25 protein-coding genes are annotated in these 24,955 nt (G+C 36.7%); 23 read left to right on the top strand and 2 right to left on the bottom strand.

The features are described from left to right. Nucleotides 1–35: 35 nt before the first annotated feature. Nucleotides 36–1,721 carry an Rqc2 family fibronectin-binding protein gene (locus tag C7437_RS05375; RefSeq protein ID WP_111438592.1) on the bottom strand — a complete coding sequence of 562 codons (1,686 nt, stop codon included), beginning with the start codon at nucleotides 1,719–1,721 and terminating at the stop codon, nucleotides 36–38. Nucleotides 1,722–2,069: 348 nt separating this feature from the next. Here C7437_RS05375 and gmk point away from each other — a divergent pair, with 348 nt between their 5' ends. The 13 genes from gmk to spoVM all read left to right on the top strand — a co-directional run bounded on the left by gmk (nucleotide 2,070) and on the right by spoVM (nucleotide 14,629). Then, entirely contained in the window at nucleotides 2,070–2,690 is a 621-nt protein-coding gene (gene gmk / locus C7437_RS05370; protein ID WP_111438591.1) for a guanylate kinase, read from the top strand. Next, nucleotides 2,691–2,915: a DNA-directed RNA polymerase subunit omega gene (gene rpoZ / locus C7437_RS05365; protein WP_111438590.1), complete on the top strand. Its 225-nt coding sequence runs from the start codon at nucleotides 2,691–2,693 to the stop codon at nucleotides 2,913–2,915. A 74-nt stretch (nucleotides 2,916–2,989) separates the two neighbouring features. Next, nucleotides 2,990–4,198, top strand: a complete 1,209-nt coding sequence (coaBC, locus tag C7437_RS05360; RefSeq protein WP_111438589.1) for a bifunctional phosphopantothenoylcysteine decarboxylase/phosphopantothenate--cysteine ligase CoaBC — start codon at nucleotides 2,990–2,992, stop codon at nucleotides 4,196–4,198. Continuing rightward, nucleotides 4,195–6,606 (top strand): primosomal protein N', encoded by a 2,412-nt coding sequence (priA, locus tag C7437_RS05355; protein ID WP_111438588.1) that lies wholly within the window; start codon nucleotides 4,195–4,197, stop codon nucleotides 6,604–6,606. Before coaBC ends, priA begins: the two co-directional genes overlap by 4 nt. 23 nt (nucleotides 6,607–6,629) lie before the next feature. After that, nucleotides 6,630–7,118, top strand: a complete 489-nt coding sequence (gene def / locus C7437_RS05350; protein ID WP_111438587.1) for a peptide deformylase — start codon at nucleotides 6,630–6,632, stop codon at nucleotides 7,116–7,118. Then, entirely contained in the window at nucleotides 7,115–8,056 is a 942-nt protein-coding gene (fmt, locus tag C7437_RS05345) for a methionyl-tRNA formyltransferase (protein ID WP_111438586.1), read from the top strand. Before def ends, fmt begins: the two co-directional genes overlap by 4 nt. Continuing rightward, on the top strand, nucleotides 8,053–9,405 hold the full coding sequence (gene rsmB, locus C7437_RS05340) for a 16S rRNA (cytosine(967)-C(5))-methyltransferase RsmB (RefSeq protein WP_111438585.1): 1,353 nt from the start codon (nucleotides 8,053–8,055) through the stop codon (nucleotides 9,403–9,405). Before fmt ends, rsmB begins: the two co-directional genes overlap by 4 nt. A gap of 40 nt (nucleotides 9,406–9,445) precedes the next feature. Further along, a complete protein-coding gene (locus C7437_RS05335; protein WP_111438584.1) occupies nucleotides 9,446–10,195 on the top strand; it encodes a Stp1/IreP family PP2C-type Ser/Thr phosphatase in 750 nt (249 codons plus the stop codon). Between the two features lie 2 nt (nucleotides 10,196–10,197). Next, nucleotides 10,198–12,303 (top strand): Stk1 family PASTA domain-containing Ser/Thr kinase, encoded by a 2,106-nt coding sequence (pknB, locus tag C7437_RS05330; RefSeq protein WP_111438583.1) that lies wholly within the window; start codon nucleotides 10,198–10,200, stop codon nucleotides 12,301–12,303. A gap of 11 nt (nucleotides 12,304–12,314) precedes the next feature. Then, nucleotides 12,315–13,196, top strand: coding sequence for a ribosome small subunit-dependent GTPase A (gene rsgA / locus C7437_RS05325; protein ID WP_111438582.1), 882 nt, complete (start codon nucleotides 12,315–12,317; stop codon nucleotides 13,194–13,196). A gap of 2 nt (nucleotides 13,197–13,198) precedes the next feature. Next, the gene (gene rpe / locus C7437_RS05320) at nucleotides 13,199–13,867 is read left to right on the top strand and encodes a ribulose-phosphate 3-epimerase (protein ID WP_111438581.1); all 669 of its coding nucleotides are present in this window, start codon (nucleotides 13,199–13,201) and stop codon (nucleotides 13,865–13,867) included. After that, the gene (locus C7437_RS05315; protein WP_111438580.1) at nucleotides 13,864–14,520 is read left to right on the top strand and encodes a thiamine diphosphokinase; all 657 of its coding nucleotides are present in this window, start codon (nucleotides 13,864–13,866) and stop codon (nucleotides 14,518–14,520) included. The genes rpe and C7437_RS05315 overlap by 4 nt, the downstream gene beginning before the upstream one ends. Before the next feature lie 16 nt (nucleotides 14,521–14,536). Continuing rightward, on the top strand, nucleotides 14,537–14,629 hold the full coding sequence (gene spoVM, locus C7437_RS05310) for a stage V sporulation protein SpoVM (RefSeq protein WP_111438579.1): 93 nt from the start codon (nucleotides 14,537–14,539) through the stop codon (nucleotides 14,627–14,629). Nucleotides 14,630–14,682: 53 nt separating this feature from the next. Here the strand turns inward: spoVM and rpmB are convergent, their stop codons facing one another. After that, nucleotides 14,683–14,871: a 50S ribosomal protein L28 gene (gene rpmB / locus C7437_RS05305; RefSeq protein WP_111438578.1), complete on the bottom strand. Its 189-nt coding sequence runs from the start codon at nucleotides 14,869–14,871 to the stop codon at nucleotides 14,683–14,685. Nucleotides 14,872–15,399: 528 nt separating this feature from the next. Here rpmB and C7437_RS05295 point away from each other — a divergent pair. From C7437_RS05295 to acpP, 10 genes are all read left to right on the top strand, one after another. Further along, the gene (locus tag C7437_RS05295) at nucleotides 15,400–15,762 is read left to right on the top strand and encodes an Asp23/Gls24 family envelope stress response protein (RefSeq protein WP_111438576.1); all 363 of its coding nucleotides are present in this window, start codon (nucleotides 15,400–15,402) and stop codon (nucleotides 15,760–15,762) included. Nucleotides 15,763–15,779: 17 nt separating this feature from the next. Then, nucleotides 15,780–17,435: a DAK2 domain-containing protein gene (locus tag C7437_RS05290; protein ID WP_111438575.1), complete on the top strand. Its 1,656-nt coding sequence runs from the start codon at nucleotides 15,780–15,782 to the stop codon at nucleotides 17,433–17,435. A 211-nt stretch (nucleotides 17,436–17,646) separates the two neighbouring features. Beyond that, nucleotides 17,647–18,309 carry an L-serine ammonia-lyase, iron-sulfur-dependent subunit beta gene (gene sdaAB, locus C7437_RS05285; RefSeq protein ID WP_111438574.1) on the top strand — a complete coding sequence of 221 codons (663 nt, stop codon included), beginning with the start codon at nucleotides 17,647–17,649 and terminating at the stop codon, nucleotides 18,307–18,309. A gap of 12 nt (nucleotides 18,310–18,321) precedes the next feature. Next, on the top strand, nucleotides 18,322–19,221 hold the full coding sequence (gene sdaAA / locus C7437_RS05280; protein WP_111438573.1) for an L-serine ammonia-lyase, iron-sulfur-dependent, subunit alpha: 900 nt from the start codon (nucleotides 18,322–18,324) through the stop codon (nucleotides 19,219–19,221). Further along, nucleotides 19,208–21,259 carry an ATP-dependent DNA helicase RecG gene (gene recG / locus C7437_RS05275; RefSeq protein ID WP_111438572.1) on the top strand — a complete coding sequence of 684 codons (2,052 nt, stop codon included), beginning with the start codon at nucleotides 19,208–19,210 and terminating at the stop codon, nucleotides 21,257–21,259. The genes sdaAA and recG overlap by 14 nt, the downstream gene beginning before the upstream one ends. Nucleotides 21,260–21,355: 96 nt before the next feature. Continuing rightward, on the top strand, nucleotides 21,356–21,919 hold the full coding sequence (gene fapR, locus C7437_RS05270) for a transcription factor FapR (protein ID WP_111438571.1): 564 nt from the start codon (nucleotides 21,356–21,358) through the stop codon (nucleotides 21,917–21,919). Nucleotides 21,920–21,945: 26 nt separating this feature from the next. Then, a complete protein-coding gene (plsX, locus tag C7437_RS05265; protein WP_111438570.1) occupies nucleotides 21,946–22,941 on the top strand; it encodes a phosphate acyltransferase PlsX in 996 nt (331 codons plus the stop codon). Continuing rightward, entirely contained in the window at nucleotides 22,934–23,884 is a 951-nt protein-coding gene (fabD, locus tag C7437_RS05260) for an ACP S-malonyltransferase (protein ID WP_111438569.1), read from the top strand. Before plsX ends, fabD begins: the two co-directional genes overlap by 8 nt. Beyond that, a complete protein-coding gene (gene fabG / locus C7437_RS05255) occupies nucleotides 23,877–24,623 on the top strand; it encodes a 3-oxoacyl-[acyl-carrier-protein] reductase (protein WP_111438568.1) in 747 nt (248 codons plus the stop codon). The genes fabD and fabG overlap by 8 nt, the downstream gene beginning before the upstream one ends. Nucleotides 24,624–24,681: 58 nt before the next feature. Further along, the gene (acpP, locus tag C7437_RS05250; RefSeq protein ID WP_111438567.1) at nucleotides 24,682–24,918 is read left to right on the top strand and encodes an acyl carrier protein; all 237 of its coding nucleotides are present in this window, start codon (nucleotides 24,682–24,684) and stop codon (nucleotides 24,916–24,918) included. Nucleotides 24,919–24,955 lie beyond the last annotated feature (37 nt).

Below are 24,955 nucleotides of genomic sequence, written 5' to 3'. Positions count from 1 at the left end.
CAGAGCGGCTACTACGCCATTCTGATAACCTTTTATCATTTCTTCATCTGTCTGATCATCTCTTCATCCGGCGTAACAAACACCGTATTTTGTTCAAAATAAATCACAAACCCTGGCTTCGCACCACTCGGTTTTTTCACTTGTTTAACTACTGTGTAGTCAACTGGCACAGAAGCCGATTCACGTGCTTTACTAAAATATGCTGCAAGATTGGCTGCTTCTAGTAATGCTGTTTCGGATGGATTGTCGGAATGTATAACAACATGGGATCCTGGGATATCCTTTGTATGGAGCCATGTGTCTGTTTTTCTTGCTAGTTTAAACGTAACAAAATCATTTTGTTTGTTGTTTTTCCCTACAGAGATTTCAGTACCGTCTGAAGCGATGAATTTTTCAGGACTCGGTTTCGTCGGCTTTTTCTTCTTTTTAGAAGCTCGAGCTTTTAACAAACCTTGCTCGATTAATTCTTCTCGAATTTCTTCAATGTCCGTTGGAGAAGCTTGCATCACTTGTTGAAGCAGTAATTCGAAATACGTAATATCATCTTTTGTAATGTCAAATTGTTGTTGAATTTTTAGCAAGGCAGTTTTTGCCTTTGAATAGCGGCTATAGTACCTTTGTGCATTTTGTGAAGCTGTTTTTCTAATATCTAATGGAATAAGCACCGTTTTTTCGTTTTCGTCGTAGTAGTTAACTAACTCGACTTCCTTTAAACCTTTTTCAATTGCATAGGCATTTGCCATTAACAGTTCACCATACAGTAGAAATGTATCTAAGTTTTCGGCTTGTTCAAAGTCTTTTTTCAGCTTTTTCATTTTCAGCTTCAATTTGCTTAATTCGTTTAGAAGCCATCTTTCTAAATCCCCGGCTTGTTGTTTTACACGGTCACGTTCCGCTTTTGCAAAATACACGCGGTCTAATAGGTTGCCTAGAGTTTCTTCATCATATTTGTCTCCAACTAAATGAGTTAACGCATTTGGAGAGTAAAAAGTTTTTCCGTTTACATCTACAATTTGTTTTGTAGAACCACCTTGTTCAAATTCTTTCATATATGCTTTATACACTTCTAGACGTTCTGTTGTTTCATTAAAACGGTGTAGTAATTCTTTCGCATGTAATGGTGAAAACCCAGAAATCTGCTCTACGATTTCGCTTGATTCGTTTACTGATTGAATAACTTTTACTAATTCATCTGTTATTTCAAATGGATGTAGTTTATTTTGAGCGGGTGGTGCTAAATATGGCTGACCTGGTAAAATCGTCCGATAACTATTCATGGAAGGTGATAAATGCTTAATACTTTCTAAAAGAAGATTTCGACTTGGATCGACTAATAGTAAGTTACTGTGACGTCCCATTATTTCCATATGGATTTCTCTTGTCATATCATCGCCAATTTCATTTTTACTATGAATTTGGAAAATGATAATACGGTCAGTTTCGTGCTGACGAATAGATGCTATCACACCACCTTCTATATGTTTACGTAATACCATACAAAATAGAGGGGGTGTTGCAGGATTATCGATTGTTTCATTTGTAATCTGAACACGCGAATAAGAAGGGTGCACAGAAAATAATAATTTGAAGTTTTTGCCTTGTGCACGTATGTGCATTAATATTTCTTGTGCGTTTGGTTGGTGTATTTTAGAAATACGTCCTGTTACTAGTTGTTGTAATTCAATTGTCATTGATCTTGTGAATAAACCATCAAAAGCCATAATTTGTCCTCTTTCAAAACTTTATTTTCTGTCTGGCTTCATCGCTTAGCCATAATGGGTCAAAATAAGCGAGTTACCTTTTCTACTTAATAGGAAAGTGTAGCTTTTTTACTTAGTATCTGTCTAGTTCCAGCGACTTGCCCCTCGGGGTCAAATGGGTAATCGACTTTGGTGGCTGAGAAGCTGCCACCTCGCGATTCGCCATTTGCCTGTCGGGGCAGACATAGTCGCTTATACTTTTCATAATATCTTATCATTTTAAAGGGAACTTGTGTTATAATCAGTAAAGTATGTAAACCATGTTGATCAAATAGACAGACGGATTACGAATGTATTGAAGGAGAAGTTATGCGCAGAGAAAAAGGTATATTGATCGTTCTATCAGGTCCATCTGGAGTAGGTAAAGGAACAGTGAGAAAAGAACTGTTTTCAGAACCAGGTACAAACTATGAATATTCTATCTCCATGACGACTAGACTTCCTCGTGAGGGAGAAGTTGACGGGATAGATTATTTCTTTAAAAAGAAAGAAGACTTTGAAGAGTTGATTGAACAAGGAAGATTATTAGAGTATGCCGCTTATGTTGGCAATTACTATGGTACTCCAATTGATTATGTAAATGAAACTCTCAATTCTGGACGTGATGTTTTCTTGGAGATAGAAGTTCAAGGAGCAGCGCTAGTTCGGGAAAAGGCACCAAATGCTTTATTTATTTTCCTTGCACCACCAAGCTTGTCCGAATTAGAACAAAGACTAATTGGGAGAGGCACAGAAACGGAAGATGTTATTAATTCTAGAATTCAAGCTGCTAGGCAAGAACTAGAAATGATGCATTTGTATGATTACGTTGTGGAGAATGATGAAGTAGCAAAAGCATGTGGCAAGATAAATGCTATAGTTGCTGCAGAACATTGTCGACGTGAGCGTGTTGAAAAAAGATATTTAGCTATGTTGGAAGGGGAAGTATAAATGTTATATCCATCAGTAGATCATTTAAAAACAAAAATTGATTCAAAATACTCACTAGTGAGTGTAGCTTCAAAAAGAGCTCGACAGTTACAAGAAGATGGTGGAGAACGCTTAACTTCATACGTATCACATAAGCAAGTTGGGAAAGCGTTAGAAGAAATTGCTGCTGGCGCACTTATTAACTTATCACCTGGAAAGAACATAATTTATAAAGACGAAGTATAATATTTTTAAAGCAACAACCTCCCAAAGAGTCAACATTTCTTTGGGAGGTTGTTGTTTAAAAAGGAGGAGCAGCCGTGTTAACTGCTAAGAAAATTGTTGTTTGTGTTACTGGTGGAATTGCGGTTTATAAAGCTGTTGCGCTAGTGAGTAAACTAACGCAAGCTGGTGCAAATGTGAAAGTAATTATGACACAATCAGCTATGCAATTTGTACAGCCATTAAGTTTTAAAGCATTGTCTAGAAATGAAGTGTATTTTGATACATTTGATGAAAAAGATGCGAGTGTCATTGCACATATCGATTTAGCAGATTGGGCAGATTTAATAATCGTTGCTCCTGCTACTGCAAATGTGATTGGGAAGCTTGCAAATGGAATTGCAGATGACATGGTAACGACTACATTACTCGCAACGACAAAAAAAGTTTGGATTGCACCTGCCATGAATGTACATATGTATGAAAATGCAGCAGTTATTCGAAACATAGATCAGCTTTCGAAGGATGGATATTCATTCATTGAACCTTCAGAGGGCTTTTTGGCATGTGGATATATAGGCAAAGGTCGATTAGAAGAACCAGAAAAAATTGTGCATTTAGTCGAGGGATATTTTGCTCCGAAAGATCTTCCATTACAAGGAAAAAAAGTGGTGGTAACAGCTGGACCTACTAGAGAGAGAATAGATCCTGTTCGTTTTCTTACAAACTTTTCTAGTGGTAAGATGGGCTATGCAATGGCAGAAGCAGCAGTGAAACTTGGAGCTCAAACAACACTTATATCAGGACCTGTAGGTATTGACCCTCCAAGTGGTGTTCAAGTTGTTCAAGTAGAGAGTGCTCAAGATATGTTTGAAGCAGTAATTGAACATTTTGATTCAGCATCTATGGTCATTAAAACTGCAGCAGTTGCTGATTATCGACCAATAGAAATTCATGCTCAAAAAATGAAAAAGCAATCTGGAGAATCGACAATTGTTTTGGAGCGTACTACTGATATTCTTGCTGAGCTGGGCAATAGAAAAACTAGCCAATTACTAATTGGATTTGCTGCTGAAACAAATGATGTTGTCCACTATGCAAAAGGTAAATTAGTTAAAAAAAATGCGGATTATATAATTGCAAATGACGTAACAGAAGTTGGTTCTGGATTTGGTACAGATACAAATGCAGTTACGTTAGTTGGGAAAAACAATATAGAAATGCATTTTCCATATATGACCAAGAAGGAGCTTGCTCTTCAATTGTTGCAAACGATTATTCACTTAGAAAATGATGTGAAAAAATGATAGCGGAAGTAATTGTGGATGTCTCTACCTTTTCAGTCGATCGTCCGTTTGACTATATCGTTCCAGAACAATTTGTATCAATAGTAGAACGAGGTAGTAGGGTACATGTACCTTTTGGAAATCGAAAAGTACAAGGATTTATCACAAATGTAAAAGAGCAATCAGATTTCGATGAATCTAAGCTAAAAGAAATACATTCCATTATTGATGTGGAACCAGTCATTACTGAAGAGCTATTACAATTGTCGAAGTGGTTGACAAATAAAACGCTTTGTTTTGAAATTGATGCTCTTCAAGTAATGCTGCCAGCAGCTTTGCGTGCATCTTATAAGAAGAATATCAAGTTAATCGAATATCAAGCAGTGGATGACCAGTTTTTAAGTCTTTTTGGAAAAAAAGAATCGGTTCCTTATGATGTTGTAGAAAAAGCAGGACTGTTGAAGTTAATGAAGAAGTACCTAACAAATGGCAGTGTCGAGTTAGAAACGATTATTAAGCAACAAGCTAGAGCTAAAACGATTGTGAAATATAAAGTTTCACCTGATCAAGATTATATTCAAACACAACTAGCTGGTCTTAAAAAACAAGCTGTAAAACAAAAAGAATTGATTGAGTGGTTATTAGTACAGGAACAAACTTCATATACATTGCAAGAACTTAGTGCGTTAGCAGGAGCAACTAGTAGTACTGTAAAAGCCTTAATCGAAAAAAATATTTTAGAAAAAGAAAAAAAAGAAGTATATCGGGAAATTAATTCATTAGAACATAATGAAATAGATCATCGATTTCAGCTTACTAAAGAGCAAGAATTTGCACTTTCAAAGGTAAATAGTGCCCAAGACAATGCAGAACATACTACATTTCTACTACACGGTATTACGGGTAGTGGAAAAACGGAAATATACTTGAATACAATTGAAAAAGCTATTTCTAAAGGAAAACAAGCAATTATGCTTGTTCCAGAAATTTCACTTACTCCTCAGATGACCCGTAGATTTAAATTACGTTTTGGTGAGGAAGTTGCAGTAATGCATAGTGGTTTATCTATCGGTGAAAAGTATGATGAATGGCGCAAAATATGGCGTGGAGAAGTGAAGGTTGTAGTAGGGGCAAGGTCTGCTATATTCGCACCCTTTAGGGATCTTGGCGTCATTATTTTGGATGAAGAGCATGAATCTACATATAAACAAGAGGACAATCCTAGGTACCACGCCAGAGATGTAGCGATTTGGCGTAGCGAATTTCATAATTGCCCGGTCATTCTTGGAAGTGCAACTCCTTCATTAGAATCCTACGCTCGTTCTTCAAAAGGTGTTTATACATTATTAACATTACGTATGCGAGCAAAAGAGCAACCATTGCCGACTGTGAATGTTATCGATATGCGCGTAGAACTTAAAAATGGAAACCGTTCGATGTTTAGTGTCGATCTTGCAGATGCGCTTAGAGAAAAGCTTGAAAAGAAAGAACAAATTGTACTCTTCTTAAACAAACGAGGTTTTTCTTCCTTTGTCCTCTGCCGTGATTGTGGAACGGTAGTAGAGTGTGATCAATGTGATATCTCGTTAACCTATCATCGCTTTAATGAGCAACTAAAATGCCATTATTGTGGTCATGAAGAGCCGGTTCCGACGATCTGTCCGGAGTGTTCCAGTGAACATATTCGTTTTTTTGGAACAGGTACGCAAAAAGTGGAAGAAGAAATTACTAAACTATTTCCTTACGCTCGGGTTATTCGGATGGATGTCGATACAACGAGAACGAAAGGTTCACATGAACGTATACTAAAGCAGTTCGGTGACGGAGAAGCAGACATATTACTTGGTACTCAAATGATTGCAAAGGGATTAGATTTTCCAAACATTACACTTGTAGGAGTATTAAATGCAGATACAACCCTACATTTAGCTGATTTTCGAGCATCGGAAAAAACCTTTCAGTTGATGACACAAGTAAGTGGAAGAGCAGGGAGACACGATAAAGAGGGGGAAGTATATATACAAACCTATACTCCCGAGCACTATGCGATTGAGCTATCTAAATCTCAGATGTATGAACCTTTTTATCATAAAGAAATGCAAGTTCGTAAACAATATGAGTATCCTCCGTTCTATTATTTGACGCTTGTTCAAGTGACACATGAAAACGTCATGATTGCTTCTGAGTATGCAAAACTTGCTACAGATTGGTTACGAGGTAATTTATCTTCTACAACAATGGTGGTAGGTCCTACCGCTTGTGCAATTAGCAAAATTCAAAATAGATATCGTTATCAATGTTTGATAAAATACAAAAAAGAACCAATATTAATCGAGAAATTACAGCAATTAATTAAAATATATCGTTCGGATTGGATGAAAAAAGGGATTATTTTATCCATAGACCTAGATCCATCCGCAATTTTATAAGCTGTATGAAATGAGGAAAAGAAATGGCAATTAGACAAGTTATTACACACCCAAATGAACTACTAACAACCAAATGTAAAGAAGTAGTGAATTTCGATAAAAAACTGACAACACTTTTAGATGATATGTACGACACGATGATTGCATCCGATGGCATTGGCATTGCAGCTCCACAAGTTGGAGAAACAATCCAAGTTGCAATTGTTGATTTAGGAGAAGGGCAAGAAGTAATTGAACTGATTAATCCAGTGGTCGTTGAAATTAGTGGCTCCGAAATAGAAGTGGAAGGTTGCTTAAGTTTCCCTGACATATATGGAGAAGTAGAGCGTCCTTTTCATGTAAAAGTAGAGGCGCAAGATCGTGATGGTTCTTTGTATGAACTAGAAGCAGAAGATTACGAAGCAAGAGCCATTTTACATGAAATAGACCACTTACATGGCGTGTTGTTTACTACAAAAGTTATTCGTTATGTAGAGTTAGAAGAATTAGAACAAGAGGAGGTAATGGAATGACATCGATTGTTTTCATGGGAACGCCAGCTTTCTCTGCTCCGATATTACGAATGCTAGTAGATGAAGGTTATAATGTACTAGCTGTTGTGACACAACCTGATCGTCCCGTAGGTAGAAAAAAAGTCTTAACTCCTCCACCTGTGAAAGAAGAGGCCCTGAAACTAAACCTTCCAATTATTCAACCTACAAAACTGAAGGGCTCCGAGGAACTTGGACAAATTGTTAAATTGAATGCAGATATAATTGTTACTGCTGCTTTTGGTCAGATATTACCAAAAGAATTGCTAGATGCTCCAAAGCTTGGTTGTATTAATGTTCATGCATCTCTTTTACCAGCATATAGAGGTGGAGCACCGATTCATCAATCAATTATAGATGGACAAGAAAAAACGGGTGTAACTATTATGTATATGGAAGAAAAACTGGATGCAGGTGATATTATTGCGCAAAGTGAAATTTCTATCGAACATAATGATGACACAGGTATGTTATTTGATAAATTAAGTAAAGTGGGATCTGATTTATTAAAAGGAACATTACCATCTATCATTTCTGGAACAAACAATCGATTAAAACAAGATGAATCACTTGTGACGTTTGCAAGAAATATTTCAAGAGAACAAGAACGTATTGATTGGGAAAAATCTGCATTACAAGTTCATAATCAAATTAGAGGATTGCATCCATGGCCTGTTACTTATACAATTTTGGAAGAGCAAACAGTGAAAATTTGGAAAGCAGACACGATCAATACACATACAAAAGAGCAACCAGGTACCGTAGTGAAAATTGAATCGGATTATTTTATTGTTCAAACCGGTTTTGAAGAAGCGATACGAGTAAACGAATTACAGCCTGCTGGTAAGAAAAAAATGTCTGCTGAAGACTACCTACGTGGCGTTGGATCGAAATTACGAATAGGAGATACATTTGAATGACTAAAAAAGCCGAAAAAATATCTATTGGAAATACAAGAGATGCTGCACTAACTATATTAATGGCCGTAGAAAAACAGCAAGCATACAGTAACTTATTATTACATCAAACGATTGAAAAATATGCGATTGACCCAAAAGATCGTGCACTGTTAACGGAATTAACATACGGGACACTTCAATATAAAATGACATTAGATTATTACTTACAACCGTTCATTAAAGGGAAATTAGATGATTGGGTATTACAATTGTTGAGACTTTCCCTTTATCAAATTCATTATTTAGATCGTATTCCAGACCATGCTGCAGTAAATGAGGCAGTAAATATTGCGAAAAAAAGAGGCCATAAAGGGATCTCTGGAGCAGTAAACGGCATCCTTCGTTCTATTTTAAGAGAAGGAGTTCGTAGTACGGAAGAAATTACCGATGATGTAGAAAGACTTTCTATTGAAACGAGTCATCCGCTATGGATGGTGAAGCGTTTTGTTTCACAATATGGTTTTGATACGACTGAAAAAATGTTAATAGAAAATAATGAACCTCCTGTACAAACTTTACGTGTTAATTTATTTAAAAGAACTGTAGAGCAGGTGCTTTCATTATTTACGCAAGAAGGTTATACTGTTGCGCAAAGTAATATAATTCCAGAGTGTATATATTTGATTAATGGACAAGCTGCTAAATCAACTGCTTTTGAAAAAGGGTTTGTTACGATTCAAGATGAAAGTTCGATGATCCCAGCATATGTATTACAAGCAGAGCCAGGAATGACAGTACTCGATATGTGTTCTGCTCCTGGTGGGAAAACAACACATATTGCAGAAAAAATGAAAAACACTGGAAAATTAGTGGCTATGGATATTCACCAACATAAATTAAAGCTAGTGAAAGAAAACGCTGACAGACTTGGATTTAGTTTTATTGAAACAGTGGAAATGGATGGCAGAAAAGCACTAGAAGTTTATCCTGAAGAATCATTCGACCGTATTTTAGTTGATGCACCTTGCAGTGGCCTTGGTGTTATGAAACGTAAGCCTGATATTAAATATACGAAAAGTGAAAAGGATTTTACAACGCTTAAACCAATACAACTTAATTTGTTGGAATCTGCCTATAAATTACTTAAACCGGATGGTATTCTAGTTTATAGTACATGTACAGTAGATCGTGAAGAAAATGAAGGAACAACAGAATTATTCTTACAAGAGCACCCAGATATGGAACTTCAAGCTTTCCCGGAAGTTATTAAAAACATTAAAGAACAACCTAAAGACGGCATTCTTCAGCTTTTCCCACAAGACTTACGAAGCGATGGTTTTTATGTTGCCGCATTACACAAAAAGAACTAACTGCAGTTTCTTGTTAAACCAAAACGAGGTGAACGTATAAATGAAGTTCGTTGTAAAAACTGATGTAGGAATAAGAAGAACTGTAAATGAGGACCGAGTCGATGTTTTTGAACATAATGACAGTGTCATTCTATCTGTAATTGCAGATGGAATGGGAGGCCATAATGCTGGAGATGTAGCAAGTGAAATAGCTGTCTCTGAATTTCATAAATATTTTTCTACCATAGATGAAAATGCTATTTCAACTACAGAAGAAGCAAAAGAATGGTTAAATTATGCATTTCAATCGATTAATCAATCGGTTATTAAACATTCTACAGAAAATGTAGGCTGTGAGGGAATGGGAACAACGCTAATAGCAGGATTATTTTATGGCAAAACAGGAGTTATAGCACATGTAGGAGATAGCAGAGTATACCGTATAACTGATCAAAAAGTGGAGCAAATTACACGAGATCATTCTTACGTAAATGCTCTTTTAGATTCTGGTGAAATTAACGAAGAGCAAGCCAAGGTACATCCAAAAAAGAATGTATTAATGAAAGCGGTTGGAACTGAAAAAACTATTCATCCAGATTTTTATAAAGTTAATATTCAAGCGAATTCCTATTTTCTATTTTGTACGGATGGTTTAAGCAACAAATTAAGTGAAGCAACTATACAATCAACTCTTTTCTCAACCATGTCATTAGAAGAAAAAGGAGTATCCCTTATTAATGATGCTAACAGTGCTGGTGGTGAAGATAATATTTCGCTTATCTTACTTTCTAACGTAGATGAGGAGGTGTAAGGGTGCTTATTGGAAAACGAATTAGTGGAAGATATAAATTGTTAGACATGATTGGTGGAGGTGGAATGTCTAACGTTTATTTAGCGCATGATATGATTTTAGATCGTGACGTAGCGATGAAAGTGTTACGGTATGATTTTTCCAATCAAGAGGAGTTACATCGACGTTTTCAACGAGAGGCATTATCTGCAACTAGCCTTACACATCCTAACATTGTAAATATTTACGACGTTGGTGAAGATGGGGATATCCATTATATTGTCATGGAGTATGTAAAAGGGGAAACATTAAAAGAATACATACAAAATAATTCACCGATCTCACCTAATCGATGTATAACAATCATGAAACAATTAACATCGGCAATAGCAGACGCTCACAACAATAATATAGTTCACCGAGATGTAAAACCACAAAATATTCTTCTGGATGAAGAAGGAAAAGTGAAAATTACCGATTTTGGTATCGCGATGGCATTAAGTGCAACATCCTATACACAAACAAATTCCGTATTAGGTACCGTTCACTATTTGTCTCCAGAACAAGCTCGTGGTGGAACTGCAACTAAGCAATCAGATATATATGCACTTGGGATTGTATTATTTGAACTCTTAACAGGAGAACTACCATTTTCTGGTGAATCCGCAGTGTCGATTGCATTAAAACATCTTCAATCAGAGACGCCATCTATTCGTGCAATTTTACCTTCTATTCCACAAAGTTTAGAGAATGTTGTCATAAAAGCGACATCAAAAGACCCAAGAGACAGATATGGAACTGCAGAGGAAATGGAAGCTGATTTGGCAACTGCTATGACTCCAGAAAGAGCGAATGAAGAAAAATTTGTGGTAGAACTTGATGAAGGGGCAACGAAAGTACTTCCAGTTATTAAGGAACCTATATCTTTTGATGAAGTTTCAGAAACAAAGAAAATATCTGTAAAACCTTCTGTAGTAGAAGATAGTAAAGACAAAAAGAAAAAGAAGAAATGGAAGGTAATTAGTGGGGTTTTAGCTAGTATTTTACTAATAGCAATGATTGTAATTATTGCTTTCCCTGGTATATTTAAAGCAGAAAAAATAGAAGTACCAAATGTATCTAATTTAGAATTAGCAGAAGCGATTAAAAAATTAGAAGCAGAGGGCTTTATTGTTGGTGAGCAAACAAAAGAGTATTCAGAAGAAATTGCAGAGGATTTTGTCATTCGGACAACTCCAGAAGCTGGAAAAATTCGTGATAAAGAAACGGAGATTAGCATATATATTTCTTCTGGAAAAGAGACTTCTGTCATCGCGGATTATAGAGGTAGGGATATAGATCTAGTAAAAACTCTTCTTCAAAATCAAGGTTTAAAAGAAATTAAAACAGTAGAGAAGTTTTCAGATCAACCAGTTGGAATTATTTTAGAACAAACTCCGGAAGATGGAACAGAACTAGTTCCTTCTGAAACAGAATTAATATTTACAGTTAGTAAAGGTCTGGAATTACAAAGAGTAAAGGATTTAACAGGTTTTAACGAAAAAGCACTAAGTGATTATGAAAACTCTTCTGGGTTTACAATTGAAATTGTTGAAACGAGGAACTCTGATAATATTCCTAGTGGAAATGTGATGACTCAAACACCAACCGGAAATACAAAAGTTGAACCTGGGAGCACGATTGAAGTAGTGATTTCAGGTGGTCCCAAAGCCAAAGCTTCAAAACTATTTGTAAAATCTATAACAATTCCTTATGAAGAAGCACCGGAAGCACTAGCGCCACAAACAGAAGAAGTAGTGGAGGATGTTGAGGAAGAAGTTGTAGAAGGAAATGTAGTAGATGAATTAGAGATAGAGGCAGACCCAATAGTACCAGAACCAGTATTACCAGAACCAGAACCAGAACCAGAAAAATTACCACCAGCGGAAGTGGTAAAGCAAGTTGTTCGAATTTATATTCAAGATAAAACGAGAACAATGGCAGAGCCAGTAGAAGAGTTTGTATTGACGAAAACTGTGGAAAGACAAATTAAACTCGAAATTAGTGAAGGTCAAAAAGCAGCGTATCGTATAGAAGTAAATAAAAGAGTTATTGCAGAGGAAACAATTACGTATGAGGATATAAAATAGGGAGGTTACGAATGTCAACAGCTCAAATAAGAAAAGCATTAAGCGGATTTTATTATGTATATGACAATGATCAATTAATAGCTTGTCGAGGAAGAGGTATTTTAAGAAATAGAGGAGAATCACCTTTAGTTGGAGATTTTGTGGACTACACAGTAGAAGGCAATAATAACGGTACTATTGATGCAATTCATCCGCGTAAGAATAGTCTAGTTCGACCTCCAATCGCAAATATTGATCAAGCAATTTTAGTTTTTTCGATAAAAGAACCAGATTTTAACACCATATTATTAGATCGCTTTTTAGTTGTATTAGAATCTTTCCAGATAGAACCTATTATTTGTTTAACTAAAAGTGATTTAATGGATGAACAAATGGAAAAAACGATTGCCGAGTATACGAAAGAATATGAACAAATAGGCTATACGATTTTAATGACTTATAAAGACGACCCATTGTTTGATGAGAAAATAGCTCCTTTATTAAAAGGAAAAGTAACTGTGTTAGCGGGACAATCAGGTGTTGGGAAATCGACATTACTCAATACGATTTTGCCTTCATTAGACTTGAAAACAGGTGTAATTTCTGAGGCGTTAGGCAGGGGGAAACATACAACCAGGCATGTGGAGTTAATCGCAGTTTGTGATGGCTTGTTAGCGGATACACCAGGATTTAGTTCATTTGAATTTGAATTAATGGAGAAAGAACAATTATCAAGTTGTTTCCCTGAATTTGTAGCAATTCAAGATAGTTGTAAATACAGAGGCTGCATGCATGTCAAAGAGCCTAAATGTGCTGTCAAGGATGCTGTTGAATCAGGAGACATAAAAAAATATCGTTACAAACACTATATACAATTTTTAGATGAAATAATCGATAGAAAGCCGAGGTACTAAACATGGTGAAAATAGCTCCATCTATTCTAGCAGCTAATTTTTCAAAATTAGGAGAAGAAGTATTAGAAGTTGAAAAAGCAGGAGCAGAACTTATTCATATTGATGTGATGGATGGTCATTTTGTTCCGAATATAACGATGGGGCCGATAGTTGTAGAAGCGCTTAGACCTTTGACAAAATTACCTTTAGATGTTCATTTAATGATCGAAAATGCAGATCGATATATTGAAGCATTTGCAAAAGCCGGAGCAGACTATATTACGGTGCATGTAGAAGCTTCTCCGCATCTTCACAGAACGATTCAATTAATTCGTTCTTTCGGCGTGAAACCAGGTGTTGTACTAAATCCCCATACACCAATTGAATCGATTCAACATGTGTTAGAAGATATTGATATGGTTCTATTTATGACTGTAAATCCTGGATTTGGTGGGCAAAAGTTTATTCATTCTGTCGTACCCAAAGTGAAACAACTTGCAGATTTGATAAAAGAAAGAAACTTATCAATTGAAATAGAAATAGATGGCGGGATAAATGAAGAAACGATTATTCCTTGTGTAGAAGCTGGTGCAACTATATTTGTAGCAGGTTCTGCGATTTATAATGCGCCTGATAAAGGAAAAGCTTTACAAGCTATCAAAAATGCTGGATTAAGTGCTGTAAGTAAATGAAGCGAGTAGTCATTTGTTCAGGTGGCCCAAAAGAGGAAGTTGTTGATTTTAAACAACTTCCTCTTTTGAAAGATGAAATTGTTTTTATCGGGGCAGATAGAGGAGCAATGCATCTAATAGAAAATGGAATTATACCAAATGAAATAATTGGTGATTTTGACTCGCTTTTAGATGATGAGTTCCATTACCTGGAACAAAAAGTGGGGAAAATAACCAAATTACAGGAGGAAAAAGATGAAACAGATACCCATATTGCGGTTATTCAAGCATTAACTTATAAGCCAGACCAGATTATATTGACCGCTGTAACCGGTGGTAGACTAGATCATTATGAAGCGGTATTGCATGATATGTTTCAATTTCAAATGAGTAACCCTGATGTGATTTTTTCGATTCAAAATAAACAAAACATTATTCGATTTTTACTTCCTGGTACTCATCTTATTGAGTCGAATCATATGTATAAATACATTTCATTTTTTTCATTCGGTGAAACAGTAGAAGCAGTTTGGTTAAGAGGTTTTTTATATGAAGTGACAAATGAAAACATTGCAATGGGGAACTCAAAATTTACAAGTAATGAAGTAATAGGCCAAACAAGTACTATCTCTTTTACCAAAGGCATATGCTTAATGATAAGAAGCAGTGACTAAAAGGGAGGAATATTGTGTGAAGGTCTACACATTTAAATTACCTAAATCAGTTAGTAGTTTCGTGAAAGTATGTATTCGTCTATTTAAGAAAGAAGAAAAGAAAAAATGAAAAAATGCCAGGTCGACAATTAATTGTCGGCCTGGCATTAATTATGAGTGCGATTAAACGCGCTCAACTTTGCCTGATTTTAAAGCTCTAGCAGAAACCCATACACGTTTTGGTTTACCGTTTACAAGAATACGAACTTTTTGTAAGTTAGCACCCCATGTACGTTTTGTAGAGTTCATAGCGTGAGAACGAGCGTTACCAGCACGAGCTTTACGCCCAGTAATTACACATACTTTTGGCATTATATTTCCTCCTTAAAAAAGAAGCTGAAAGTTTTTTCAGTTCGTTATTTCACATACTTTAATAATTTACCACAGACGACTACTATGTGCAAGAGATATCAAGAAAAAAACCTTTACACCATGAAAAGCGTAAGTGCCTGTTTTGTTCCGACAGGCAAATGGGGAAATTCGCAGTCCAACTTGTTGGACGTAGAATATTCACATTTGACCCCGAGGAGCAAGGCGCTGAAGCTAGCCACCATGAAAAGTGGAAGGCGCTCGTTCATCGACGACAAGCACATGACAAGCCGGCAAAAAGGTTGTACTTTAACCTTTTGGACGGATTGACATGTGACCTCGAGTCGATAGCGCCTGTAACTAGCCACCATGAAAAGTGGAAGGCGCTCGTTTGTGTCACAATTTTAGTTTTATGAAAAGTACGTATTCGTAAAATCGTTTTAAAACTAGACTTAAGTAACATACTCTTTTATAATTCCTTATGGTGTAGTACAATAATGGATAGTAAAAAAGGACTTTGGAGGTTTCAACATGTCAATTGAATTGAAAAACGAATTCGGACAGATTGATATATCGCAAGATGCAGTAGCACAAATTGCTGGAGGAGCTGCTATTGAATGCTACGGTATTGTTGGTATGGCTTCAAAACATCAAATAAAAGATGGTTTAACAGACATATTAGGAAAAGAAAATTTTACTAAAGGTGTTTTAGTGAGACAAGAAAAAGAAGATTTACATATTGATATGTATATAGTAGTTAGTTACGGAACGAAAATTTCTGAAATAGCTTATCAAGTGCAATCCAAAGTGAAATATACACTTAATAAATCTCTTGGTATGTCAGTGAAATCCGTAAATGTTTACGTACAAGGAGTTCGCGTGGCAAACGTGTGAATAAGGGAGAGAAAATTATGAAATCTATCAATGGTATCCAATTTGCAGACATGATTAAGATGGGCGCTCATCATCTTTTTCAAAATGCAGATTACGTCGATGCATTAAATGTATTTCCTGTCCCAGATGGTGATACAGGAACAAATATGAATCTTTCGATGACTTCTGGTGCGAAAGAAACTGCTGCACATACAGTAGAACATGTTGGTAAAACAGCACAAGCCTTATCTAAGGGTTTGTTAATGGGAGCTAGAGGAAACTCCGGTGTGATCTTATCTCAATTATTCAGAGGCTTCGGCAAATCGGTCGAACAGTTTGATACATTAAATACAAAACAATTTGCGCAAGCCTTAAATTATGGTGTTGAAACTGCATATAAAGCAGTTATGAAGCCAGTTGAAGGTACTATTTTAACTGTCGCAAAAGATTCTGCTAATAAAGCTGTCGAAGTAAGTGAGACAGAAGAAGATATTCGCATTCTAATGGCTGCGGTTGTAGAAGAAGCAATACAATCACTCAATAGAACGCCCGACTTACTTCCTGTTTTAAAAGAAGTTGGTGTTGTGGATAGTGGTGGACAAGGACTTGTCTATGTCTACGAAGGATTTTTAGCGAGCCTAAAGGGAGAAGCACTTCCTGAAAAAACAGTGAGTTCATCTATGGATGATCTTGTAAATGCAGAACATCATAAGAATGTTCAAGGATTTATGGAGACTGTAGATATTGAATTTGGATTCTGTACAGAATTTATGGTTCGTTTTGAAGAAGGAAAAAAACTTTTTGATGAAACGGATTTTAGAAATGATTTAAGCGCTTACGGTGATTCTTTGTTAGTAATCTCAGATGAAGAAATAGCAAAAATTCATATACACTCAGAAACACCAGGAGAAGTACTCTCTTATGGTCAGCAGTATGGAGATCTTATTAAAATAAAAATTGACAATATGCGTCAACAACATACTGATATTGTTGGTGAAGGATTTTCTAAAGAAGCTCCAGTTAAAAAAGAAGTAGCACATCCTTACGCAGTAGTGACTGTAGCTATGGGTAAGGGAGTTGTTGAACTATTAAAAAGTTTAGGAGCATCAGCGGTAATTGAGGGTGGTCAAACGATGAACCCTTCTACTGAAGATATAGTAAAAGCAATTCAATCTGTTCATGCAGAGCGTGTATTGATTTTGCCAAACAATAAAAATATAGTAATGGCTGCAGAGCAAGCGGTAGAAGTTCTAGGAATTGAAGCTGCAGTTGTGCCGACAAAAACTATTCCCCAAGGAATGGCAGCAATTCTTGCATTTAATTCACAAGCTACTGTAGAAGAAAACAAAAAGAATATGACAAATGCATTTGCTCATGTGAAAACTGGTCAAATAACTTTTGCAGTTCGCGATACTTCAATTGATGGTGTTGAGATTAAAAAAGATGATTTCATGGCAATAGCAGAAGGGAAGATTATTTTTTCCAATCCTTCCCTACAAGTAGGTGCACATAAACTTGCACAGTCTATCATTCATGAAGATGCAGAAATAGTGACTATTATTTATGGCGAAGATGTTACGGAAGAGGAAGCGAAAAACTTAGCATCATTCATTGAAGAACAATATGAAGATGTTGAAGTTGAAGTGTATAATGGTAAACAACCACTCTATCCATATATATTGTCGGTGGAATAAAGAAAAGCGAAAGCGCCCTTTTTTCACATGGACATTTTCGGTTTGCTTCGGACGAATCTTATAGTAATATTATCTTTTATCAAAAGACCACGAGAATCTAGTCATTCTCGTGGTCTTTTACGTCTGTGCTACTCTTCTGCATAATCTTTGTTTAATGCTTAAATAATGTGTAGAATAAAGAGAAAGCAATAAATATTGGGAGGTCTATGCAATGAAGTTCAAATCAGTTTTTGATATTATTGGGCCTGTGATGATTGGACCATCTTCTTCTCATACCGCTGGAGCTGCACGTATTGGTAAAATAGCAAGAGATTTATTCGGTAAACAACCTACATGGGCAAGAATACACTTGTATGGATCTTTCGCTGAAACATATAAAGGGCATGGCACCGATGTAGCAATAGTAGGTGGTTTACTTAACTATGATACATTTGATGAACGGATTAAAACTGCATTTGACGATGCGAAAACAGCAGGCCTTACTTTCGAATTTATTCCAGAAACGGCACATACTGAGCACCCGAATACTGCACGTATTGTTATTGGGGATGACGAACGAGAAATGTCAATGGTCGGAATATCAATTGGTGGAGGAAAAACGGAGATTACCGAGTTAAATGGCTTTCTACTACGTCTTTCTGGTGAATTATCCGCTATCTTAGTTGGACATGAAGACCGATCTGGCTGCATAGCAAGTGTAGCGAACTGTTTAGCGTTATATAATATAAATATTGGACATATGGAAGTTTCTCGAAAAGAGAAAGGAAATATGGCGTTAATGATTATTGAAGTGGATCAAAATATAAATGACTCTATCTTAGCTGAAATTGCTAAATTACCTAATATTACACAAGTTAGAAGAATAGCGGATTAAGGAGGAAATGAAATGGACGTATTATTTCGTAATGTAAGAGAATTAGTTGATCGCGCGAATAAAGAACAAAAACTAATTTCTGAAATAATGATTGAACAAGAAATGCTCATTACAGAACGTACACGAGAAGAGATTATGGCTCAAATGGATCGTAATTTGACGGTGATGGAAGAAGCCGTTGAAAAAGGATTAAATGGAGTATTCTCTAAATCTGGATTAACAGGTGGAGATGCAGTTCTTTTGCAAGCGTATATGAAAAAGGGAAATTCTTTATGTGGTGATGTAATGTTAGATGCAGTGAGCAAAGCAGTTGCGACTAATGAAGTAAATGCTGCAATGGGAACAATTTGTGCAACACCAACTGCTGGATCTGCAGGCGTGGTACCTGGCACTTTGTTTGCAGTGAAAAACAAATTAAACCCAACAAGAGAACAAATGATTCGTTATTTATTTAATGCTGGAGCATTTGGCTTTGTTGTAGCAAATAATGCCTCGATTTCAGGAGCAGCTGGTGGATGTCAGGCAGAGGTTGGCTCAGCTGCAGGTATGGCGGCAGCTGCAATCGTAGAGATGGCTGGTGGAACGCCTGATCAATGTGCAGAGGCATTTGCTATTACACTAAAAAATATGCTTGGCTTAGTTTGTGACCCTGTAGCAGGGCTTGTGGAAGTACCGTGCGTAAAACGAAATGCAATGGGTGCATCCAATTCACTTGTAGCAGCAGACATGGCACTTGCAGGAGTAACAAGTCGAATTCCATGTGACGAAGTAATTGATGCAATGTATAAAATTGGTCAGTCAATGCCTACTTCTTTGAAAGAAACTGCTCAAGGTGGACTTGCAGCAACTCCTACTGGTAAATGGTTAGAAGCTAAGATCTTTGGGGGAGCAGTTGTAAGTGGAAACAACTAAAAAAGACGAGTTAGTCACTTCCTTAAAAGGAGTGGGGAGTGGCACTGCTACAGCATTACACGAGTTGGGAATTGAAACGCTAGAAGACTTAGTAATGACTTTTCCTTATAGACATGAGGACTTCCGCTTGAAGAATTTAGCAGAAACTCCGCATAATGAGCGAGTAACCGTGGAAGGAAGGGTCGAAAGTGAACCTTCTCTTCTTTTTTTAGGGAAAAATAAATCACGATTACAAGTACGTTTATTAGCTGGTCAGCATCTAATAAAAGCGGTGTTTTTCAATCAAGCATATTTAAAAACAAAATTAGAGTTGGGCCAGGTAGTTACTGTAACTGGTAAATGGGACAGAGGTAGACAAGTTGTGAATGTTACAACATTTTCTTCTGGTCCAAAAACAGATCAGCAAGACTTTGAACCTGTTTATTCGTTAAAAGGTACAATAAATCAAAAGACTTTCCGAAAATTTATGCGATTAGCATTAGATGAATTAGCGCAGGTTTTAATCGATGTTCTTCCAGAATCACTTCGAATTACTTATCGTTTACCCGGCATTTCAGAAGCGTTAGAAGGAATTCATTTCCCTCAAAATGTGGATCATTCTAAAAATGCAAGGCGACGATTTGTATATGAGGAACTTCTTATTTTTCAGCTTAAAATGCAAGCGATAAAAAAAGTGAGAAAAGAGCAAAATAAAGGAAATAGTGTTGCTTACGACAATAATCAGCTGAAAAAATTAATTGAAACTCTTCCATATGAATTGACCAATGCACAAAAAAGAGTAGTTAATGAGATTTGTAGAGACTTAAAAGAACCTCACCGTATGAATCGTCTTTTACAAGGAGATGTGGGATCGGGAAAAACAGTGGTTGCAGCAATTAGTTTATACGCTGTCATCACTGCGGGATATCAAGGGGCATTAATGGCTCCTACTGAAATATTAGCAGAGCAACATGCAAGTTCTTTAGATGAGTGGCTTTCCCCTATGGGAGTCAGGATGGCACTTCTTACAGGGTCAACCAAAACAAAGGCTCGACGAATCGTTTTAGAAAATTTGGAAGCAGGCAATATTGATTTATTAATCGGAACGCATGCATTGATCCAACCGGATATACTGTTTAACCAACTTGGTTTAGTAATTACAGATGAGCAACATCGTTTTGGTGTAGAACAACGTAGAGTATTGAAAGAAAAAGGAGAAAATCCAGATGTTTTATTTATGACGGCGACTCCGATACCTCGAACTTTAGCGATTACTGCTTTCGGAGAAATGGACGTATCTATTATTGATGAAATGCCTGCTGGGCGAAAAGAAATTGATACGCATTGGATGAAAGAGGATCAACTTCATAAAATAATCGTTCGATTAACCCGAGAATTAGCAAACGGAAGACAAGCTTATATTATTTGCCCACTTATTGAAGAATCAGAAAAGCTCGACGTGCAAAATGTAGTAGATGTATATACTATGATGTCCGCAGCACTAGGGAAGGACTATACAGTAGGTCTCATGCACGGACGACTTCACTCAGATGAAAAAGAAGGAGTCATGCGAGAATTCTCAGAAGGAAAAGTGCAAGTACTTGTTTCAACAACTGTTGTTGAGGTTGGAGTGAATGTACCAAATGCTACTTTTATGATTATTTTTGATGCGGAACGTTTTGGACTGGCCCAGCTTCATCAACTCCGTGGAAGAGTAGGGCGTGGGGAACATCAGTCTTATTGTATTTTACTAGCCGATCCTAAATCGGAAGAAGGCAAAGAACGTATGATGTCCATGACAGAAACAAATGATGGATTTGTACTTGCGGAAAAAGATTTAGAATTGCGAGGACCTGGTGATTTTTTTGGAAGAAAGCAAAGTGGATTACCGGAATTTAAAGTGGCTGATCTTGTACATGATTACCGAGCATTGAATACTGCGAAAGTAGATGCGGAAAAAATGCTGAACTCTGTCGATTTTTGGCATTCGGAAGAAATGGAAGGTTTGCGTTCCGTTCTTATAAATTCAAAAGTACTTGAAGGAGAACGGATCGACTAAAAAGAATGTAAGAATGATTTTGAATCATCTCTTGCATTCTTTTTTTAATATTTATATACTGATATTAGTACCAAGTGCTAAAATGGTGGTGATTGGATGAAATACACAAAAAAGGAACGTCAAAAAAGTCTTTTAGAAACATTAACTAAAAATCCATTTATAACGGATGAAAATCTGGCCACTACATTTAGTGTAAGTGTGCAGACAATTCGTTTAGATCGAATGGAACTTTCTATTCCAGAATTACGTGAACGTATAAAGTCAGTAGCTGCCCATAATTATGAAGAAGAGGTAAAGTCACTTCCAATTGATGAAGTTATTGGAGAAATTATCGATATCGATTTAGATAATCAAGCAATTTCGCTATTGGATATTACTTCAGATCATGCTTTTGCTAGAAATGGAATTGCTAGGGGTCATCATTTATTCGCTCAAGCAAATTCATTGGCAGTTGCCGTGATTAATGATGAGTTGGCTCTTACAAGAAAATCGATTATTACTTTTGTAAAACCTGTAAAAGTTGGAGATAGAGTAATAGCTAAAGCAGTGGTAGTATCTAGAGACGTAGAAAAAAATAGTACTCGTATAGAAGTGACGAGCAAAGTTGAGAACGAAACAGTATTTGTTGGTCAGTTTAATATGTACCGAGGTACCGAGTGACGAAGTCTTAAAAAGGGTGATGACGTATGAAAATTTCAATAGATGCAATGGGTGGAGATAATGCTCCGCATGAAATCGTAAAAGGTGTACTCCAAGCTTTACAAACTTTTGAAGATTTAGAAATACAGTTATATGGGGACGAACAAAAGCTAGCACCCTTAGTTACTGCTCATGAACGTTTGCAAGTAATACATACAGATGAAGTGATTGAAGGAACGGATGAACCCGTTCGTGCAATTCGTCGCAAGAAAAATTCATCGATGGTAAAAATGGCTGAATCCGTAAAAACAGGTGAGGCTGATGGTTGTGTTTCCGCTGGGAATACAGGAGCTTTAATGGCTGCAGGATTATTTATCGTTGGTCGTATCGATCAAGTAGACCGTCCAGCGCTTTCTTCAACGCTACCTACGCTCGACGGAAAAGGATTTGTTATGCTAGATATGGGTGCAAATGCAGATGCCAAACCCGAACACTTGCAGCAATTTGCGGTAATGGGTAGTGTCTATGCAGAAAAAGTCCGTGGTATTGCTAATCCGAGAGTTGGATTGCTAAATATCGGAACGGAGGATATAAAGGGGAATGAGCTGACGAAAGCTGCATTTACTTTATTGAAAGAAGCACCTATTAATTTCGTAGGCAATGTAGAATCGAGAGATTTACTTACAGGAGTTGCAGATGTTATTGTAACGGATGGATTTACTGGGAATATGGTATTGAAAACACTTGAAGGTACTGCATCTGGAATATTCACATTGTTAAAAGAAGCTTTCAACACTTCAACCAAAACAAAAATTTCAGCACTATTAGTAAAAAATGAACTTCGTGGAATAAAAAATAAACTAGATTACTCGGAATATGGTGGAGCAGGGTTATTCGGTTTGAAAGCTCCTGTTATTAAAGCGCATGGTTCTTCTAATGCAAATGCCATCTTCCATGCGATTAGACAAGCAAGAACAATGGTAGAGCATAATGTATGTGACATCATTCAAACCACATTACGAAAGGAATCATCTAATGACTAAAATTGCATTTATCTTTCCTGGACAAGGATCTCAATCTGTAGGTATGGGTAAACAATTAATTGAAAATGATGACAAAAGTAACCGATTTTATCAACAAGCAGACCAAGTATTAGGATTTTCAATATCTGATATCATGCTTAATGGACCTGCGGAGGAATTGACTAAAACGTATCATGCTCAACCTGCATTACTAACGACGAGTTCAATGATTTCGAGCAAATTAATCGAAGCAGGCATTACTCCACACTATACAGCTGGTCACAGTCTAGGAGAGTATTCGGCTCTTGTTGCATCGGGTGTAATTCGATTTGAAGAAGCTGTTTTATTAGTTCATCAAAGAGGTTTATTTATGAATGAAGCAGTACCAGCAGGTGTTGGTGCGATGGCAGCTATATTAGGTCTTGAAAGAGCTGCATTAACTGCTGTAACAGATGCCGTAACTAATACTGGCGAGACAGTGCAAGTAGCGAACTTAAATTGTCCTGGACAAATTGTTATTTCTGGAACTGCTGCTGGAGTACAAGAAGCTTCTATACAGGCAAAAGAAGCAGGTGCAAAAAGAGCAATACCATTAGTAGTTAGTGGTCCTTTCCATTCGGAATTAATGCGGCCTGCAGCACATAAATTAGACGAAGCTATTACTTCTATTGATTTACAGGAAGCAAAAATACCTGTCATTTCAAATGTAACAGCGGGGCCTGTTACAGAATCTAGCGTGATAAAAAATCTTCTAGTAGAGCAGTTATATTCACCCGTACGATGGGAAGAATCTGTACAAAAAATGATCGAACTTGGTGTAACGGTATTCATCGAGTGTGGACCTGGAAAAGTACTGAGTGGATTAGTGAAAAAAATTGATCGTTCAGTCACTACTTATTGTGTATTTGATGAAGAATCCTTACAACAAGTAATCTCAGACTTAGGGGAGCGTTTAAATGGGTAAATTACAAGGTAAATCAGCAATTGTAACTGGGGCATCTCGAGGGATAGGTAAAGATATTGCCCTTTACCTTGCAAGAGAAGGTGCCAAAGTGGCGGTAAACTATAGCGGAAGCAAAGAAAAAGCAGATGCTGTAGTAGAAGAAATTAAAGCAAATGGCGGAGAAGCATTTGCAATTCAAGCAAATGTGGACCAAGCAGATAGTGTTCAAAACTTAATTAGTACAACTTTAGAGCAATTTGGTTCAATCGATATTCTTGTTAATAACGCAGGGATTACTCGTGATAATTTACTCATGCGTATGAAAGAGCAAGAATGGGATGATGTACTAAATACGAATCTAAAAGGTGTTTTCTTATGTACAAAAGCTGTTACAAGACAAATGATGAAGCAACGTGCTGGTCGTATTATTAATATTACTTCTATCGTTGGTGTATCTGGGAATGCTGGTCAAGCAAACTATGTTGCAGCAAAAGCTGGCGTAATCGGGTTAACTAAGTCAAATGCAATAGAGCTAGCTAGTCGTAATATTACGGTGAATTCGGTTGCACCGGGGTTTATTACAACAGATATGACGGATGCCCTTCCGGAAGAAGTAAAAACACAAATGCTTAGCCAAATTCCACTTGCGAAGTTTGGAAATCCTGAAGATATTGCAAAAGCTGTAGCATTTCTAGCTTCTGAAGATGCAAATTATATTACTGGACAAACATTACATGTTAATGGCGGTATGTATATGTAAGTTTTGGCTTTCATTGACTAGAAGTTTTTTGTATAATCATTGAGGGGAGGTGACAAATGTGTCAACAGTTTTAGAACGTGTTACAAAAGTAATCGTGGATCGTCTAGGTGTAGATGAAAGCGAAGTGAAATTAGAAGCATCTTTCCGTGAAGATTTAGGTGCTGACTCTCTAGATGTAGTTGAATTAGTTATGGAACTTGAAGATGAGTTCGATATGGAAATTTCAGATGAAGATGCTGAGCAAATTTCAACTGTAGCAACTGCAGTTAGTTATATTGAAAGTAAACAAGCTTAAATAGTAAAAGAGACGTTCTCCTTTATTCTTTGTGAAT

This window comes from Psychrobacillus insolitus, from assembly GCF_003254155.1.
Taxonomy (GTDB): domain Bacteria; phylum Bacillota; class Bacilli; order Bacillales_A; family Planococcaceae; genus Psychrobacillus; species Psychrobacillus insolitus.
The sequence above is the reverse complement of the archived record's forward strand: the minus strand, read 5'-3'. Positions and strand labels throughout refer to the sequence as shown.